Source organism: Caulobacter sp. GW821-FHT10C03 (assembly GCF_059415485.1).
This window is the reverse complement of record NZ_JBWKNI010000013.1, coordinates 102,744-119,781: the sequence shown is the minus strand read 5'-3', so window position 1 is coordinate 119,781 and position 17,038 is coordinate 102,744. Positions and strand designations below refer to the sequence as shown.

18 protein-coding genes and 1 other RNA gene are annotated in these 17,038 nt (G+C 69.4%); 4 read left to right on the top strand and 15 right to left on the bottom strand.

Features of this window, described 5'->3' with window-relative positions:
• Positions 1-5 precede the first annotated feature (5 nt).
• The 11 genes from mraY to AC07NG_RS17335 form a co-directional block, all read right to left on the bottom strand.
• Positions 6-1,121: a phospho-N-acetylmuramoyl-pentapeptide-transferase gene (gene mraY / locus AC07NG_RS17385; RefSeq protein WP_110121402.1), complete on the bottom strand. Its 1,116-nt coding sequence runs from the start codon at positions 1,119-1,121 to the stop codon at positions 6-8.
• Positions 1,121-2,506 (bottom strand): UDP-N-acetylmuramoyl-tripeptide--D-alanyl-D-alanine ligase, encoded by a 1,386-nt coding sequence (locus AC07NG_RS17380; RefSeq protein ID WP_494595321.1) that lies wholly within the window; start codon positions 2,504-2,506, stop codon positions 1,121-1,123. The genes mraY and AC07NG_RS17380 overlap by 1 nt, the downstream gene beginning before the upstream one ends.
• Positions 2,499-3,956 carry a UDP-N-acetylmuramoyl-L-alanyl-D-glutamate--2,6-diaminopimelate ligase gene (locus AC07NG_RS17375; protein ID WP_494595320.1) on the bottom strand — a complete coding sequence of 486 codons (1,458 nt, stop codon included), beginning with the start codon at positions 3,954-3,956 and terminating at the stop codon, positions 2,499-2,501. Before AC07NG_RS17375 ends, AC07NG_RS17380 begins: the two co-directional genes overlap by 8 nt.
• Entirely contained in the window at positions 3,953-5,719 is a 1,767-nt protein-coding gene (locus AC07NG_RS17370; RefSeq protein ID WP_110121399.1) for a peptidoglycan D,D-transpeptidase FtsI family protein, read from the bottom strand. Before AC07NG_RS17370 ends, AC07NG_RS17375 begins: the two co-directional genes overlap by 4 nt.
• Positions 5,716-6,147, bottom strand: coding sequence for a cell division protein FtsL (gene ftsL, locus AC07NG_RS17365; protein ID WP_487288478.1), 432 nt, complete (start codon positions 6,145-6,147; stop codon positions 5,716-5,718). The genes AC07NG_RS17370 and ftsL overlap by 4 nt, the downstream gene beginning before the upstream one ends.
• Positions 6,144-7,085: a 16S rRNA (cytosine(1402)-N(4))-methyltransferase RsmH gene (gene rsmH / locus AC07NG_RS17360; RefSeq protein WP_110132685.1), complete on the bottom strand. Its 942-nt coding sequence runs from the start codon at positions 7,083-7,085 to the stop codon at positions 6,144-6,146. The genes ftsL and rsmH overlap by 4 nt, the downstream gene beginning before the upstream one ends.
• Entirely contained in the window at positions 7,082-7,549 is a 468-nt protein-coding gene (locus AC07NG_RS17355) for a division/cell wall cluster transcriptional repressor MraZ (protein ID WP_492853616.1), read from the bottom strand. Before AC07NG_RS17355 ends, rsmH begins: the two co-directional genes overlap by 4 nt.
• A 262-nt stretch (positions 7,550-7,811) precedes the next feature.
• An RNA gene (rnpB, locus tag AC07NG_RS17350) (RNase P RNA component class A) lies at positions 7,812-8,195 on the bottom strand.
• 34 nt (positions 8,196-8,229) lie between these two features.
• A complete protein-coding gene (locus tag AC07NG_RS17345; RefSeq protein ID WP_494595318.1) occupies positions 8,230-8,835 on the bottom strand; it encodes an FMN-binding negative transcriptional regulator in 606 nt (201 codons plus the stop codon).
• Positions 8,835-9,560, bottom strand: coding sequence for an N-acetylmuramoyl-L-alanine amidase (locus tag AC07NG_RS17340; protein ID WP_494595316.1), 726 nt, complete (start codon positions 9,558-9,560; stop codon positions 8,835-8,837). The genes AC07NG_RS17345 and AC07NG_RS17340 overlap by 1 nt, the downstream gene beginning before the upstream one ends.
• The gene (locus tag AC07NG_RS17335) at positions 9,557-10,450 is read right to left on the bottom strand and encodes a DMT family transporter (protein ID WP_492853618.1); all 894 of its coding nucleotides are present in this window, start codon (positions 10,448-10,450) and stop codon (positions 9,557-9,559) included. Before AC07NG_RS17335 ends, AC07NG_RS17340 begins: the two co-directional genes overlap by 4 nt.
• Before the next feature lie 164 nt (positions 10,451-10,614).
• Between AC07NG_RS17335 and AC07NG_RS17330 the strand changes: the two genes are divergently transcribed.
• Together AC07NG_RS17330 and AC07NG_RS17325 are read left to right on the top strand one after the other, a co-directional pair.
• Complete coding sequence (locus AC07NG_RS17330) at positions 10,615-12,102, top strand: flavin-containing monooxygenase (RefSeq protein ID WP_494595314.1); 1,488 nt, start codon at positions 10,615-10,617, stop codon at positions 12,100-12,102.
• Positions 12,103-12,304: 202 nt separating this feature from the next.
• Positions 12,305-12,880 carry a hypothetical protein gene (locus tag AC07NG_RS17325; protein WP_492853620.1) on the top strand — a complete coding sequence of 192 codons (576 nt, stop codon included), beginning with the start codon at positions 12,305-12,307 and terminating at the stop codon, positions 12,878-12,880.
• Positions 12,881-13,047: 167 nt separating this feature from the next.
• Here AC07NG_RS17325 and AC07NG_RS17320 read toward each other — a convergent pair whose 3' ends face one another.
• The 4 genes from AC07NG_RS17320 to AC07NG_RS17305 are packed head-to-tail and all read right to left on the bottom strand — an operon-like array spanning position 13,048 to position 15,683.
• A complete protein-coding gene (locus tag AC07NG_RS17320; RefSeq protein WP_494595312.1) occupies positions 13,048-13,944 on the bottom strand; it encodes a bestrophin family protein in 897 nt (298 codons plus the stop codon).
• Entirely contained in the window at positions 13,941-14,264 is a 324-nt protein-coding gene (locus AC07NG_RS17315) for a barstar family protein (RefSeq protein WP_494595311.1), read from the bottom strand. Before AC07NG_RS17315 ends, AC07NG_RS17320 begins: the two co-directional genes overlap by 4 nt.
• 6 nt (positions 14,265-14,270) lie before the next feature.
• On the bottom strand, positions 14,271-14,873 hold the full coding sequence (locus tag AC07NG_RS17310; RefSeq protein WP_494595309.1) for a DUF3052 family protein: 603 nt from the start codon (positions 14,871-14,873) through the stop codon (positions 14,271-14,273).
• A gap of 3 nt (positions 14,874-14,876) precedes the next feature.
• A complete protein-coding gene (locus tag AC07NG_RS17305; protein WP_494595307.1) occupies positions 14,877-15,683 on the bottom strand; it encodes a crotonase/enoyl-CoA hydratase family protein in 807 nt (268 codons plus the stop codon).
• A gap of 234 nt (positions 15,684-15,917) precedes the next feature.
• On the opposite strand from AC07NG_RS17305, the gene AC07NG_RS17300 reads away from it, so the two are divergent.
• Both AC07NG_RS17300 and AC07NG_RS17295 read left to right on the top strand, forming a co-directional pair.
• Positions 15,918-16,280 carry a response regulator gene (locus AC07NG_RS17300; protein WP_233245331.1) on the top strand — a complete coding sequence of 121 codons (363 nt, stop codon included), beginning with the start codon at positions 15,918-15,920 and terminating at the stop codon, positions 16,278-16,280.
• 52 nt (positions 16,281-16,332) lie between these two features.
• On the top strand, positions 16,333-16,947 hold the full coding sequence (locus tag AC07NG_RS17295) for a pyridoxamine 5'-phosphate oxidase family protein (protein WP_494595306.1): 615 nt from the start codon (positions 16,333-16,335) through the stop codon (positions 16,945-16,947).
• The last annotated feature ends 91 nt before the right edge of the window (positions 16,948-17,038 follow it).

The following is a 17,038-nucleotide window of genomic DNA, read 5'->3' as shown; positions in this document are numbered from 1 at the left end:
CCCCCTTACCGTAGCTTCAGCGTGGCGAGGCCGACGAACGACAGCATCATGGCGACGATCCAGAAACGGACGACGACGGTGCTCTCGGCCCAGCCCAGCTTTTCGAAATGGTGATGGATCGGCGCCATCAGGAAGATGCGCTTGCCGGTCTTCTTGAAGTAGGCGACCTGGATCATCACGCTTAGCGCCTCGGCCACGAACAGACCGCCGACGATGCCGAGAACCAGCTCGTGCTTGGCGCAGACGGCGATCGAGCCCAGCGCGCCGCCCAGGGCCAGCGAGCCGGTGTCGCCCATGAAGATCTTGGCCGGCGGGGCGTTGTACCAGAGGAAGCCCATGCCGCCGCCGATGATGGCGCCGCACAGCACCGCCAGCTCGCCGACGCTCGGCACGAAGTGCAGGTTCAGATAGTCGGCGAACTTGTAGTTGCCGACGAGGTAGGCGATCAGGCCAAAGGTCGAGGCGGCGAACATCACCGGCACGATGGCCAGGCCGTCCAGGCCGTCGGTCAGGTTCACGGCGTTGGAGAAGCCGGCGATCGTGATCGCGGCGAAGGCCACGTAGAACCAGCCGAGATTGATCACCAGGTTCTTGAGGATCGGGAACACCACCGAGGTCTCGAGCCCAGGCGTCATCTGCGACTTCGGGGCGAAGACGATCAGGGCCACGGCGGCGATGATCGAGACGATGAACTGGGCGACCAGCTTCTGGCCGCTGGAAAGGCCGGCGGTCGTCTGCTTGGTGACCTTGGCGTAGTCGTCCATGAAGCCCAGCAAGCCGAAGGCCGCCGTGATGCCCAGCACCACCCAGACGTGGACGTTGCGCAGGTCGGCGAACAGCAGCGAGCCGACGAACAGCCCGGCCAGGATCATGAAGCCGCCCATGGTGGGCGTGCCGGACTTCTCGAGCACGTGACGCTCGATGCCGTCGGTGCGGATCGGCTGGCCCTTGCCCTGCTTGGCCTTCATCCAGCGGATGAAGCGCGAGCCCATGGCCACGGCCACGATGTAGGCCGTCAGCATCGACATGCCGGTGCGGAAGGTCAGGTACTTCAGCAGGTTCAGGACCGGAACGTGCTCGTGACCGCCCCGCGAGAGCCATTCGTAGAGGAAATACAGCATCAGACTTGTTCCCGCCGGCCGAGCGCGGACAGGGCGGCGGCGATAGCGCCGGCCCGAGATCCGTTCGACCCCTTCACCATCACCACGTCGTTCGGCTCTACGGCCGCTACGATCTTTTCCGCCAACTCGGGCGCGGCGTCCGCATAGCCGCCGCGGCGCGTCTGCGGAAGCGCGTTCCACAGCGACATCATTAACGGCCCGGCGCAGAACACCAGATCGATGTCGGCCTGGGCGATCGGCTCCGCCAGCTGCGCGTGGAAGCGCGGGCTGTCGGGGCCCAGCTCCAGCATGTCGGTCAGGGCGACGATGCGGCGGCCCGCGACCTTGCGCGCGCCCAGCGTCGCCAGGGCGGCCTGCATCGACACCGGATTGGCGTTGTAGCTCTCGTCCACCAGGGTGAAGGCGCCGCCCTCGACGGCCACCGTCTGCTCGGCCCCGCGGCCTTCGATCGGCGCGAACTCGGCCAGGGCGGCCAGGGCCGTGGCGCGGTCGACGCCGAGCGCCTCCAACATCAGCAGGACGCACAGGCTGTTGGGACCCCAGTGCACGCCGGTCTGGCGGATCGGGAAGGAAACGGCCTCGCCGTCCAGCTCGGCGACGACGGTAGCGCCGGCGCCCTCGACCACGAAGTCCACCAGGCGGGCGCTGGTCCCGTCGCGGCCGAAGCTGCGCACCGTGGCGCCGACCTTTTCGGCCTCGCCCTTCAGCAGGTCGAACCACTGATTGTCGGCGTTCAGCACGGCGACGCCGCCAGGCTCCAGCCCGTCGAAGATCTCGGCCTTCGCCTTGGCCACGCCGATCTCGCCCTCGGCGAAGTTCTCCAGGTGCACCGGGCCGACCGTGGTGATCGCCACCGCGTGCGGGCGGATGAACTTCGACAGCGGGGTGATCTCGCCCGAGTGGTTCATGCCGACCTCGAACACCGCGCGCTCGGTGTCGCGCGGCATGCGGGCCAGGGTCAGGGGCACGCCGATGTGGTTGTTGTACGACTTCACCGAGGCGTGGGCCTTGCCGGCGCGGCGCAGGCCGGCCTCGACAGCGCGGGTGACGCTGGTCTTGCCGACCGAGCCGGTGACGGCGCCGCGGCGGGCCTGTGGCGCTCGCTCGCGGGCGGCGACGCCGAGGGCTTCGAGCGCCGTGAAGGTGTCGGCCACGACGACGGCGGGCGTGGCGACCGATTGCGAGACCAGAGCGCCGGCCGCGCCCTTGGCGGCGGTCTGGGCGACGAACTCGTGGCCGTCGCGCACACCGGCCAGGGCGACGAACAGGTCGCCCGGCTCGACCGTGCGGCTGTCGATCGACACGCCGGTGGCGGCGAAGTCGCCGGCGACCTTGCCGCCGGTCGCCGCGGCGATCTCTTCAGCGGTCCAGAGCGCTTCAGGCATCGACAGCCTCCAGCGCGCTCAGGGTCTCGGCCACGTCGTCGAACGGATGAACGACGCCGGCGACGGTCTGGCCCTGCTCGTGGCCCTTGCCGGCCACCACCAAGACGTCGCCGTCTTCCAGCAGGCTCACGCCGACGCGGATGGCCTCGCGGCGGTCGCCGATCTCGCGCGCCCCCGGGGCGGCGGCGAGGATGGCGGCGCGGATGCTGGCCGGATCTTCCGAACGCGGATTGTCGTCGGTGACGATGGCGACGTCGGCCAGGCGGGCGGCGATCTCGCCCATCTGCGGGCGCTTCGTCCGGTCCCGGTCGCCGCCGGCGCCGAACACGGCCACCAGCTTGCCCCGCACGTGCGGGCGCAGGGCGTTCAGCACCGTCTCCAGGCCGTCGGGGGTATGGGCGTAGTCGACATAGGCCTCGCCCTTGCCGCTGCCCTTGCCGACGCGCTGCAGCCGGCCGGCCGCGCCTTCCAGCTTTTCCAGGGCGGCGAGCACGGCGTCGAGATCCTCGCCGGTGGCCAGCACCAGGCCGGCCGCGACCAGCACATTGCTGGCCTGGAAGTCGCCGGCCAGCGGCAGGCGGACTTCGAACTCGCGGTCCTGGGCGGCGATCTTCAGCAGCTGGCCCCAGGGGGTCGGCTCACGCGACACCAGCTTCAGGCCCTGGCCCTGCGCGCCCACCGACAGGATGGTCTCGCCCGAGGTCACGGCGGCGGCGGCGAAGGCCGGGAAGGCGTCGCTGTCGGCGTTCAGCACGGCGGTCGCGCCGCGCGGCAGCAGGGCCTCGAACAGGCGCAGCTTGGCGGCCCGGTAGCAGCCCATGGTGCCGTGATAGTCCAGGTGATCCTGGGTGAAGTTGGTGAAGCCGGCGGCGCTGATCTTCAGCCCGTCCAGGCGGCGCTGGTCGATGCCGTGCGACGAGGCCTCGACGGCCAGGTGGGTGACGCCCATGCCGGCCAGCTTGGCGGCCATCTCGGCGACGTCGGCGGCGTCGGGCGTGGTCAGGCCCGGCGGGGTCAGCTGCTGGTCCGGAGCGCCCGGAGCGCTGACGACGACGCCCAGCGTGCCCATGCTGGCGGCGGTCTTGCCCAGCAGGGCGTAGATCTGGCGGGCGAAGCCGGCGACCGAGGTCTTGCCGTTGGTGCCGGTGACCGCGATCACCGTGGCCGGCTGCCGCGCCCAGAACTCGGCGGCCGCCAGGGCGTAGGCGCGGCGGATGTCGCCGGCGTGGGCGGTCGGCACGGCAAGGTCGGTCACGTCATCGGGGGCGAGCACGGCGGCCGCGCCCGAGGCGATGGCCCCCGGAATGAACGTGCGGCCGTCGACCTTGCTGCCCGGCAGGGCGGCGAACAGGAAGCCTTCACGCACCTTGCGGCTGTCGGCGGTGACGCCGGCGATGGCCGGGTCCGCGTCGAACGAGCGGTGCAGGATCTGTGAAAGCGTCTTGGTCAAAGTCCCGCCCCTGGCGTCGTGGCTTTCGGCTGTCCGCCGGCGATGGTGAGAAGGTCGGTGCGGCGCTGCACGCCGAGGAACGGCGCGATGCGGTCGATCACGCGGCCGGCGGCCGGCGCGGCGACCCAGCCGCCGGTCGAGAAGCCGAAGGTCTTGGGCGTGCCGTGCGGCTCGTCCATCAGGATCAGCACGAAGTAGCGGTCGGCCTCCATCGGCCCCTCGGTGGGGAACACCGCGGCGAAGGACGAGACCTGGCGCTGGTGGTTGTAGCCGCGGATCGAGGGATCGTACTTCTCGCCGGTGCCGGTCTTGCCGCCGACGCTCAGGCCCTTGATGTCGGCCGACTTGCCGCTGCCGCCGGTGACGTTGGCGCGCATGATCTGCAGCATCTGCTGCGAGGTCTCTTCCGACAGCACCCGCGCACCTTCCGGACGCACGCCCGGCGCCAGCTTGCGGATGGTCAGCGGCGGCATGACGCCGCCGTTCAGCAGCGGGCTGAACGCGCGGGCCAGGGCCAGCGGGCTGACGTTCATGCCGTGGCCGAACGAGGTGGAGGCCACCGCGTCGATGTCCCACTTCTTCGGGGTCAGCGGACGGGCCGACTCGCGCAGCTCCACCTTGGCCGGCTTGGTCAGGCCCAGGGCGGCGTAATACTGGCTCAGGCGCTGGGCGCCGATGCCCTCGGCCAGGCGCGCGGTGCCGATGTTGGACGAGTGCTGGAACACCTCGACCAGGTTCAGGATCTTCCGCGAGGCGTGGTAGTCGTGGATCGTGCGGTAGCCCAGCTTGTAGGGCTCGCGGGCGTCGAAGGTCGAGTTGGGCGTGGCCACGCCGGTGTCGAGGCCGATGGCCACGGTGAAGGCCTTGAAGGTCGAGCCCATCTCGTAGACGGCGGCGGCCGCACGGTTCAGCTTGGCGTCGTCGCTGGCCTTGCCCGGATCGTTCGGGTCGAAGTCCGGATAGCTGGCCAGGCCCAGGATCTCGCCGGTGTGGACGTTGGTGACGATGCCGACGGCGCCCTTGGGACCGAACTCCAGGGCGGCCTTGCGCAACTCGTCCTCGAGGGCGGCCTGGACGCGCAGGTCGATCGACAGGGCGATCGGGGCGGCGCCCTCGCCCTTGGCGGCGGCCGTGTGGATGTCGTCGTTCAGGGCGCCTTCGGCCCCGGCCAGGCCCTTGCCGCCGCCGTCGACGAAGCCGACGAAGTGCGCGGCCGAGACGCCCAGCGGATAGACGCGACGGGCCTGGTCCTCGAACTCCACGCCCGGCAAACCGAGGTTGAAGATGGCGTCCTTCTGGGCCGGATCGAGCCCGCCCAGCAGGAAGGCGCGGCGCTCGCCGAACACGGCCTTGTCCAGGCGCTTGCCCGGCACCTGCGGCAGCGCCTTGCCCAGGGCGGCGCGGGTGGCCTTGGCGTCCCAGACTTCCTTGGGATCGACGTAGAGGGCGTAGTGGGTCAGGTCGACCGCCAGCAGCTTGCCCTCGCGATCAACGAGGTCGCCGCGCGCGCCCTCCATGGCCGCCAGGTAGCCGCTGTTCTTGTTGGGATTGGAGAACACCGCCGCCCAGGTGGCGCCGATGGCCAGCACCATGAAGGCGCAGGTGAACAGGGCCAGCACGAAGAAGATGCGGATGCTGGTGTCGTCTTCCGGCTTGGCCGCGGCGCGCGAGCGCTCGAAGGCGTGCTCAAGGCGCCAGACGCGTTCGACGACCCAGCGCCAGGCCGGGCCGCCGCCTTGCGGGACGAGGTTGGCGAGGCTCATCGCGGAGCCTCCTCGTTCGGCTGGTCGGCCGCGCCGTCGGGCGCGTCGGCGCCGGCCAGGGCCGCGCTCGGCGCGGGGGCCGGGGCGGCGGCGGTCTTGGACGGCTTGGCCGGGCGGCGGGCGACGTCGATCAGGGCGTCTTCGCTGGTCTCGCGGTCGGCGGCGATCGGGGCCAGTTGCGCGGCCTGGGCCAGGGACTCGATGCGGCGCGGCTGCTCCAGGTGGGCGACCTCGGCCTGCAGCAGGCGCACCTGGACGCGCTCTTCCTCGATCTGGCGCTCGACCGAGGCGATCTCGGCGCGCTCGCGGCCGGCGAAGGCCTTCGCCATGTAGACGCCCAGCACCAGCACCAGCAGCACGCCTACGCCGACCAGATCGACCACGCGGAAGCCGCGCACGCGGCGATGGAAGACCTCCGAGATCCTCATGCCGAGGCCTCCCAGACGGGGGCCTCGGTGCGGATCGCCGCACGCAGCTTGGAGGAACGGGCGCGGGGGTTGGCGGCCAGCTCGGCCTCGCCCGGCGCGATCGCCTTGGTCGAGATCAACTGGAAGCTGGGCGGCGCGCCGGCGGCGGTCGGCGGCGCGTGGCGCGAGCCGCCCGGCGTGCGGCCGGCGCGCTCGGCCAGGAAATTCTTGACGATGCGGTCTTCCAGCGAGTGGAAGGTCACCACGGCCAAGCGGCCGCCCGGCTTCAGCGCACGCTCGGCGGCGGCGAGCCCCTCTTCCAGTTCGCCCAGCTCGTCATTGACGGCGATGCGCAGCCCCTGGAACGAGCGCGTGGCCGGATGCACCTTGGCGCCCTTGCGGCCGCCCAGGGCGCGCTCGATCACGGCCGCCAGGTCCAGGGTGCGGGTGAACGGCTCTTCGGCCCGACGCCGGACGATGAAGCTGGCCACGCGGCGCGAGGCGTGCTCCTCGCCGTAGACGTAGAGGATGCGGGCCAGTTCGGTCTGGTCCAGGGTGTTGACGAGATCGGCCGCGGTCGGACCGTCATCGCCCATGCGCATGTCCAGCGGACCGTCGCGCATGAAGGAGAAGCCGCGCTCGGCTTCGTCGAGCTGCATGGAAGACACGCCAAGATCCAGGGTTACGCCGTCGACCGACGCGTCCCCAAAATAGGCGCTGATTTGCGAGAACCGGTCCTGAATCAGCCGAAAGCGACCATCCGCCGCGGAAAGGTCGGCCGTGAAACGCTGCACCGTCGGATCGCGGTCGAAGGCCGTGACGGAGGCGCCCGTCGCCATGATCGCGCGGGTGTAGCCGCCGGCGCCGAAGGTGCCGTCCAGCACCATGTCGCCCGGCTTGGCGTCGAGCGCCGCGACCACTTCGCCCAGCAGGACCGAGATGTGCGGAGCCGCGCTCATGCCGCGCCTCCCAGGCGGGCGACGCGCTGCTGGGCGCGCAGGGCGGCCAGGCCGTCGCGGGCCAGCTCGCGCTGGGCGGCGCGGTGGGCCTGGAAGGCGTCGCGCGACCAGATCTGGAAGCGCTCGCCCAGGCCGACGATGGTCACGTCGTCCGTCAGGCCGAAGGTGTCGCACAGGACGTCGGGCAGGGTGATGCGGCCGGCGGTGTCAAACGACAGCTTGGCCATGCCGCCCAGGACGCTGGTCTCCAGGGCCGAACGCACCGGGTCGCCGAAGGGCAGCTCGTCGATCACCGACTGGTAGCGGTCGAAGAGAGCCTTGCCGCCGGCTTCCAGGCAGTCGGCCTCGATGGAGGGGAAACAGAAGATGCCGTCGAACGGGCCCGAGACGGCGGCGCGGAACTCCTGCGGCACGACGATGCGCCGCTTGCTGTCCAGCTGCTTCTCGAACGTCGAGAGGAACACCCCGCCAACCTCAAAAGCCGTCGCCCCGCCATGGATCGATCCGGCCCGAATGGGTTAACATGGGATGAACTGGGAAACAATGACACCAGGGGCCATTTCGTCAGGAATTCAAAGGCGCTAGCGGTAATATCAGACCGCATAAAATGGTTAATTTCGGAACATACAGACAACCCGATATTTATCCACAGACCCGCGCACAGACGCGGCCCATCCCGGCCCATTTCGGGGCCCGGGGAGTCGCTTGGGATTGCGGTGGAATTAATGGACCAGACGGCCTGTAAGCCGGGTTCTGTGCCGCCCCTGTGTACAGGGACGCGACGATCATTCCTCTTGGCCGCCCATTGCTGGACGGCTCTCGCGACCAACCCGGATCCTCTCGGCCAGTGACGGCCTAGCCGGCGAACCGGCGCGGGATCCCTATTCGGTCTTGCTCCAGGCGGGGCTTGCCATGCCGTCCCTGTCGCCAGGTCCGCGGTGGGCTCTTACCCCACCCTTTCACCCTTCCCGCCCCGTAGGGAGGAGGTTTGCTTTCTGTGGCGCTTTCCCTGGGATTGCTCCCGGTGGGCGTTACCCACCGCCTTGTCACCGTGGAGCCCGGACTTTCCTCGATTCCCGTGAAGGATACCGCGATCGCCCGGCCATCTGGTCCGCGCGCTGTTTGCGGCGCCCAGGCGGCGAGGTCAATCGATCTCGCGCATCCACCCCGCCACCGGGTGGTCGCCCAGCGCTTCGATCACGCCCGCCCGCTCGGCCTCACGCTTGTTCTGGCCGAGCTTGAACGTGCCCTCCAGGCGCTCGACGTGCAGCCGGGCGCCGACGATGCCGCGCAGCAGGGCGTCGAACTTCGCGGGCGTCATCTTGTCTCGTGTCCAGACGGGCTTGGGCAGGAGGCGGGCCTCCTCCTGGGCCGACAGATCGTCGAGCAGGACAATGGTCTCGGCCTCCGACAGCGGCGTCACGAAGCCTTCGGCCTCGACGGAGACGTAGTTCCAGGTCGGGACCTGGTCGTCCGTCCCGTACCAGTCGGGGCTGACATAGGCGTGCGGGCCCATGGCGACGGCGACGGCCGAAAAGCCGGTCACCACCGCGCCCGCCACGGCGTTCGCCCGCGACAGGTGGAAGTCGAGGAAGAGGCCGTCGTCGCCGAGGTCACGCACCACCACCGGGGCATGGGCCGCAAACGGCCGGCCAGCGACGCTGGCGCAGAGGGTGACGAACGAATGCTCGGCGAGGAAAGCGAGCAGCCGCGCGCGATCCTCGATGTGGAAAGCCTTGGCCGGATGCATCAGGCGCCCGCCGCGGCCCGCAGCAGGCCCACCAGCCGCGCCCGGGTCTCCCCGTCGGCGACGCCGTCGAAACGGCTCTGCAGCCAGTGGCGCTGGAAGGCGCCCACGACCGTCTCGGTCCACTCGTCGTATTCGCCCGACGGGGCGCAGTCGAAGCCCAGGCGCGTCAGGCCGGCCTGCAGCGCGAAGACGCCGGTCCCCTGCTCGCCCCGCCCCAGCGGCGCGCCCGGCGAGGACGGCGGCTCGACCCACAGGCCATGGCCGCTTTCGGCCAGGCGCTTCCAGGGGAACAGCTCGCCCGGATCGATCTTGCGGGCCGGCGCGACGTCGGAATGGCCGATGATGTGGTCGTCGTCGATGGTCCAGCGCGAGCGGATGTCGGCCAGCAGGTTGATCACCGCGGCGATCTGGACGTCGGGAAAGGCGCGATAGCCGAACTCGTGGCCCGGATTGACGATCTCGATGCCGATCGAGGACGAGTTGATGTCCTTGACGCCCTTCCAGAAGGCCGCGCCGGCGTGCCAGGCCCGCCGCTCCTCGGCCACCAGGCGAAACACCCGGCCGTCTTCTTCCACCACGTAGTGGGCGCTGACCTTGGCCTCGGGATCGCGCAGGCGCTCGATGGCCGCCTCGCCGCTCTCCATGCCGGTATAGTGCAGCACGACGGTGTCGGGCACGGCCTTGCGGGCGTCGAAATTGGGCGACGGGGCCTCGACGATGGTCATTGCGAGCGGTCCTTGAGAAGCATCAGCAGCGGCGTCACCTGGTTCCTGCGCAGGGCGACGATCAGCACGCCCGCGAGCGCCAGCGCCGCGCCGATCCCCATGCGCAGGTCGAAATGGTCGTGGGTGATGGCCACGCCCAGGCCGATGGTCATCAGCGGGGTCATCAGGGTGAGCGGAGCGATCAGGTTGGCCTCGTAGCGCTGGATCAGGCCGTAATAGCCGGTGTGGGCGATCACCGACACCACCAGGGCCGAATAGGCGACGGCGGCGACGAACGGCCAGCCGGCCTCGAAGGCCTTCGCCGAGGCGCCGGGCTCCATGGCGAAGCTGGCGGCGGCCAGGATCCACACCGAGGTGAAGCCCACCCAGGCCTGAAGCTTCAAGGGTTTGACGCCCTGGATCTGCTTCATCATCACCGCCCCCAGCGAGCCGGCCAGGGCCGAGGCCACGACCAGCCACAGCCCGACCGACAGCGAAAAGCCGTGCGGGTTCCAGATCACGATCATCGCCCCGGCCAGGGTCAGGGCGATGCCGACGCCGCGCCGCCAGTGGATCTTCTCGCCCAGCATAAGCACCGACAGCAGGGTGGTGAACGGCACGCCCGCCTGCACCACCACCGCCGCGGCCGACGGCGAGGCGGTCTTGAAGCCCATGAACAGCAGGGCGAAACCGCCCGCCCCCATCAGCACGCCCACCGCCAGCATCCGCCAGGTCGGACGCGGCGCGGGCAGCAGCCACGGCAGGGTCACCGCCGCCACCAGGCCGAACCGCACCGCCGCATAGAACAGCGGCGGCACGCCCCAGTGGGCGACCACGATCTTGGAGACGATGTTGTTGCTGGCCCAGATCAGGCAGACCAGCACCAGAAGGCCGAAGTCACGCAGGGACATGCCCTCCGCATACTTGGCGACCGGGACCATGCGCAATGAAAACCGACTCGCATTTCGACGCCCCGATTGACGCAGCGTCCAAACGGACGTTTGCTGGTGAACATCGTTCACTTGAAGACAGCGTCCGGACCAACCGGACCGCCATACGGGGACGGAGACACTAGATGACGGGCCAAAGCGTCTCGGACCATTTCGACGTCTTGATCGTGGGCGCGGGCCTGTCGGGGATCGGCGCGGCCCATCACCTGACGCGGCGCTGCCCGGGCAAGACCTACGCCATCCTCGAGGCCCGCGACGCCATCGGCGGCACCTGGGACCTGTTCCGCTATCCGGGCATCCGGTCGGACAGCGACATGTACACCCTGGGCTATTCCTTCAAGCCGTGGCGCGAGGCCAAGGCCATCGCCGACGGCCCCTCGATCCTGAACTATGTGCGCGAGACGGCGACCGAGGCGGGCGTCAACGAGCACATCCGCTTCCGCCACAAGGTGCGCCGCGCCGAGTGGAGCAGCGAGACCGCCAGCTGGACCGTCGAGGCCGAGCGGCTGGACACCGGCGAGACGGTGAAGATCACCTGCGGCTTCCTCTATATGTGCGCCGGCTACTACGCCTACGACGCCGGCTACACCCCCGACTTCGAGGGAACCGAGCGCTTCAAGGGCCGGATCGTCCACCCGCAGCACTGGCCCGAGGATCTCGACTACGCCGGCAAGCGGGTAGTGGTGATCGGCAGCGGCGCGACGGCGGTGACCATCGTGCCGGAAATGGCCAAGACGGCCGCCCAGGTGACGATGCTGCAGCGCTCGCCGACCTATGTGGTCTCGCGCCCCGCCGAGGACGGCCTCGCCAACTGGATGCGCAGGCGCCTGCCGGCCATGACCGCCTATGGGATCACGCGCTGGAAGAACGTGCTGATCACCATGCTGTTCTTCAACCTCTCGCGGAAGAAGCCAGCCAAGACCAAGGAGCGCCTGATCAACCTGGTCCGCGACCAGCTGCCCAAGGACTACGACGTCGAGACCCACTTCACGCCGCGCTACAATCCCTGGGACCAGCGGCTGTGCCTGGTGCCCGACGCCGACCTGTTCGCGGCGATCGGCAACGGTTCGGCCGAGGTGGTCACCGACCACATCGAGACCTTCACCGAAGACGGCCTGAAGCTGAAGTCGGGCAAGACCCTGCCGGCCGACATCGTCGTCACCGCCACCGGCCTGCGCATGCAGCTGATGAGCGGCATGGAGGTGGTCATCGACGGCCGCGCCGTCGATCTGGCCAAGGGCTTCAGCTACAAGGGCATGATGTTCAGCGACGTGCCGAACCTGGCCTCGGCCTTCGGCTACACCAACGCCTCCTGGACGCTGAAGGCGGATCTGACCAGCGAATATGTCTGCCGCCTGCTGGCCCACATGGATCGCGCCGGCGCCGACTGGTGCATGCCCCATCTCGACGCGCCGGACATGGAGGCCGTTCCCTGGCTCGACTTCTCGTCGGGCTACGTCCAGCGGGCCATGGACAAGTTCCCCAAGCAGGGCACCAAGACCCCCTGGAAGGTGCACCAGAACTACGCTCTGGACCTGGCCGCCCTGCGGCTGGGCAAGCTGGAGGACGGGGTGATGCGGTTTGGGCGGCGCAAGGCCAAGGCGGCGGCGTAGGCCCCCTCCGGCCCTTCGGGCCACCTCCCCCAGAGGGGGAGGATTTGGCCGGCGCGGCGACCTTTAAGATGCTTCCCCTCTGGGGGAGCTGTCGCGGAGCGACTGAGGGGGTCGCGCAGCGGTGGAACCCAAGGCCCAGCTTGCCGTTCCTGATCAGCGTTCATCGGCCTATGATGGACGATCAGCAGGATGCGGGGGTGCGATGCGCGCGACTTTGACGACGATGGCGGTCCTGGGCGCGGCGGCGTTCATGGCCACGGGCTGCGCGACGGCCCAGCCGAGCTATCCGGCCAAGGCGCCCGCGACCACGACGGCGAGCAAGCCGCCGCCTCCGCCCGCCAAGGACTCGGACGGCGACGGCCGGCCCGACGGCTGGCGCGAGAAGTCGATGGAGATCGGCACCCAGCCGGTCCGCGACGTCGGCCTGTCGAAGAAGAAGATCCCGCCGGTGCTGGAGGAGGCCCTGGCCGACCCTTACAGCCTCAAAGGGCTGAAGAGCTGCGCCAAACTGACGGTCGAGATCGAGCGCCTGAACGAGGTGCTGGGTCCCGACTACAAGACCGACAACGAGTACACGGAAAACCGCGCCGGCAAGCTGGCCGAGGCCGGCGGCAAGACGCTGATCAACTCGATCATCCCGTTCCGCAGCCTGGTGCGCGAGATCTCCGGCGCGGCTCCGGCCGACCGCCACCTCGAAGCCCTCGGCGACGCGGGCCTGGCCCGCCGCGGCTTCCTGCGCGGCGTGCACCAGAAGCAGGGCTGCAAGCAGCGGTTCTAAATCCCTCTCCCCTTGCGGGAGAGGGTGGCCTCCGAAGGAGGTCGGATGAGGGGTCTCTCAGAAATCAAACGCCGCGACAGCTGATCGGCCGTCGCGGCGTTTTCGTTCGTGCAACCCCTCATCCGTCGGTCTTCGACCGCCACCTTCTCCCGCAAGGGGAGAAGGATTTAGGTCAGCCGATAGCCCTTGGCCTCCAGCACCGGCGGCAGGTCTTCCCGCCCCAGCGAAAACAGCAGGTCCCGCTCCACCGTGCGGACCATGGCGTCCAGCGGCAGGTCGTTGTCCTCCAGGCCGAACGGATCCTCCAGCTGGTCGCCCAGGGCGTCGAGGCCGAAGAAGGTGTAGCCGGTCAGCAGCACCAGGACCGGCGTCCACCAGCCCAGGGCATGGGCCAGGGCGAACGGCAGCAGCAGGCAGAAGACGTGCGCCGTTCGGTGCAGCATGAGCGAGTAGGAGAACGGCGGCGGCGTGGTCTTTATCCGCTCGCAGCCGCCCTGCACGTGACCCAGTTCGGTCAGCTGGATCTCCAGAACCGAAAGGTGGACCGGCGTCAGCAGCCCCTCGCCTTGCAGCCGGACGCAGTCGGCGCCGACGGCGGCCAGGATCGCATCGGTCGGATTGGGGGCGGCCGCCAGGGACGGCAGGTCCCGCCAGCGCGCGATCGCCGCCCGCTCGTCCCCGTCCCTCAGGCGCGCGACCAGTCCGCCGGCGAAGGCGGCCAGACCCAGGAGCAGCGGCTCGCGCGCCGGCTCCGGCAGGCCTTGCGTCTGCCGGGCGAAGCTGCGGGCGGCGATGATCAGCTGCCCCCAGAGCTTTCGCGCCTCCCACCAGCGGTCGTAGCAGGCGTTGTTCCGGAAGCTCATGAAGATCGACAACGACAGGCCGATCAGGGTGAACGGCACGGCGCTCAACCGCTCCAGCGCGACCGGCCAACGCTGGGCGACCAGCACAGCCGCGACCGACACCGCCAGCAGAACCACCAGCCGTCCGGCGATCCTGGGCAGGATCGAGCCGCGCAGGGCGAAGGCGATTTCGAAAAGACCCGCGCGCCGGCCGACGATCATGATCCCGCTCCGTCTGACGTCGCCAGCCGCAGCCTCACCTCGGAGGCGCTTCCCTCGTGCTTGAGCCGCCATTGCTGGGCTTCGCTGAGCGCATCGGCCAGGTCCTGGACGTCCTTGCGGACCTCTTCGGAGCCCAGGTTCTCGACCACCACCTCATAGGGCGGTTCGATCGGCAGCATGCCGCCATAGACCATCGAGTCGATGAAGGCGTCGATACTTGCGCCATGCCAGGCCAGGGAAGAGCCCAGCGCGAGCAACAGGTCGCGATAGAAGTCGAGGCCGGTTTCCCAGCCTTCGCCGTCGATGGTGATGGTCTTCACGACCCTTCAGCCCTTCCGCACCACGAACCGCAGCGCCGTGTGCGTGGCCGAGAACCCGCAGACCTTGGTGTCCGACAGGCCCACGCCGCGGGCCGCGCCCAGGACGTCGGTGTCTTTCAGCGGCGCGCCCTTGCCCTTCTGGGAGACGATCCAGATCGCGCCCTTGTCGGCCAGCACGCCCTTGAGGTCCTCCAGGCGATCCAGCTCGGCCAGATCGTCGGCGGCCAGGAACAGCAGGTCGACCTCTTCGAAATCTTCCGCCGTTCCCTGCTCGACCTCGACGCGGCCGGCCAGTTCTTCGAGGAACGCCTCATCGTCGACGCCGTCGACCACCACCGTCATGCCCGGCTTGACGCCCAGCTTGTCCAGTCGCGAGGGCGGGTTGAGGATGGCGTGGACCCATTTCTCGGCCTGGCCCGGATCCAGCGTGAAGCGCGTGCCGTCGCTGAGCACGATGTCGTCGCCCTCGACGCGGATCCCGCGCAGGGCGTGGCCCTGGTAGATGCCGCGTACCGCCCCGCGGAAGATCAGCTTCGGCGGCTCCCACAGGAGCTTGCCGTCGCTTTCGCCGTCGCTGAGCTGGCCCCAGGCCTTGGCTTCCTTGCCCATGCCTCAGGCGCCCCGGAACGTGGGCTGGCGCTTTTCGAGAATGGCGTCGACGCCTTCCATGTGGTCCTCGGTGTGGTGGGCGATGGCCTGAGCGGCGGCGCTCATCTCCATCAGGGTGTCGTAGCTCGCCGTCTGGCCGTGCTTGAGCAGACTCTTGGCCATGCGCAAGGCGTGAGGCGGCTGCTGGGCGATCCGCTCGGCCAGGGCGAGAGCCTCGCCCATCAGGTCGGCCGACGGCACGGCGCGGCTGATCAGGCCCCACTCGGCCGCCTTGGCCGCGTCGATGACGTCGCCGGTGAACAGCAGTTCGGCCGCGCGGCTCATGCCCACGGTGCGCGGCATCAGCCAGGCGCCGCCGTCGCCGGGGATCAAACCGAGCTTCAGAAAGGTCACGCCGAACTTGGCCGTGTCGGCCGCGATGCGGATGTCGGTCATGCAGGCCACGTCGCAGCCCAGGCCGATGGCCGCGCCGTTCACGGCCGCGATCGACGGGACCTCCAGGCCGTAGATGGCCCGCACGATCCGGTGGATGTTCTTGCGGTAGCCGTCGCGCACGGCCACGCCGTTGCCGCCGAAGGCGCCCTCGCGGGCCTTCATCGCCTTGACGTCGCCGCCGGCCGAGAAGGCCTTGCCCGCGCCGGTCAGGATAACGCAGCGGATCTGCTGGTCGTCATTGATCGCCTCGCAGGCGGCCGCCACCTGGTCGCCGTCGCCCGGCGCGCCCAGGGCGTTCAGCGCCTCGGGGCGGTTGAGGGTGAGAATGGCGACGTGGCCGCGCTTTTCGGTGAGGACGAGGGGCTGGGACGACATGGGGTTTGGGCGCTCCTGCGGTGTTTTCTGTTTTCCGTTTGAATAGAGGCTTTCGGCTCGCGAGGGAAACCGACCCTGGCGGCTCTCGCGGGACGGGCGGCGCCATCACGCCGCCGTGAGGGTTCGTGCGTGCAGGGACACATTTCTGAAAACCCAAGCGCGAATTCGATTGGCGCAGCCTGAAAGTTCGGGTTGTAGTCTTGTAAGGGACGACAGCGGATTGGCGTAAGTGCAGTGACAAGGTCCCAAGGCCACGCGCTCATCATCGAGGACGAGATCCTCATCGCCCTCGAAGTCGAGGCGCTTCTCGCCGCCCAAGGCTATTCAAGCTTCGACATCGCCGACAGTCCACAGGAAGCGCTCAGTTGCGCCCTGGCCCGCGCGCCCGATCTGATCACCGCCGATTTCCGCATCATCGGCGGCACGGGACTGGAAGCGGTCGAGGCCATCGAGGCCAAGCTGGGCCGCATCCCCACGGTGTTCGTCACCGGCAACGCCGACCAGCTGGCCAACGCCCGCCGGGCCATCGTCGACAAGCCGATCTCCCCCCGGCGTCTCGCCGAAGCCTGCCAGCAGGCGCTCGACAGCCGGGCCTGACGCGCCGGACTACGCCTGCTAGTTTCCCTCTCGGATACGGGGAGGACGGCGGATGGCGATCATCGACACGCTCGAGGCGTTGGAGGCGATCTACAGCCCCGCCCCTGTTCCGGCCTCGACGGTCAAGGTCAGCGACCGGCTTACCCCGCACTACCGCGCGCTCGTCGAAGCCTCGCCGTTCCTGGCCCTGGCCACGGTCGGCCCCGAGGGCCTCGACTGCAGCCCGCGCGGCGACGCCCACGGCCTGGTGACCATCGCCGACGACCGCACGCTGATCCTGCCCGACCGCCGCGGCAACAACCGCATCGACAGCCTGCGCAACATCGTCCGCGACCCGCGCGTGGCCCTGCTGTTCCTGATCCCAGGTTCGGGCACCACCTTCCGCGTCAACGGCCGGGCGGTGATCAGCGTAGAGCCCGGGTTGCTCGACAGCCTGGCCGTCGAGGGCAAGGCCCCGCGCACGGCTCTGATCGTCACCATCGAGGAGTGCTACTTCCAGTGCGCCCGGGCGGTGGTTAGGGCGGGGCTGTGGAAGGCTGAAAACCAGGTCGATCCGAAGTCGCTGCCCACCGCCGGGGCCATGCTGGCGGCGGTGACCGCCGGGGAGGTCGGCGGCGCGGCCTATGACGAGGCCTGGCCGGCGCGGGCGGCCGCGACGTTGTGGTGAAAATCCTTCTCCCCTTGCGGGAGAAGGTGTCGGCGATAGCCGACGGATGAGGGGTCTCTCAAAAATCGAACGCCGCGACAGCTGATCAGCC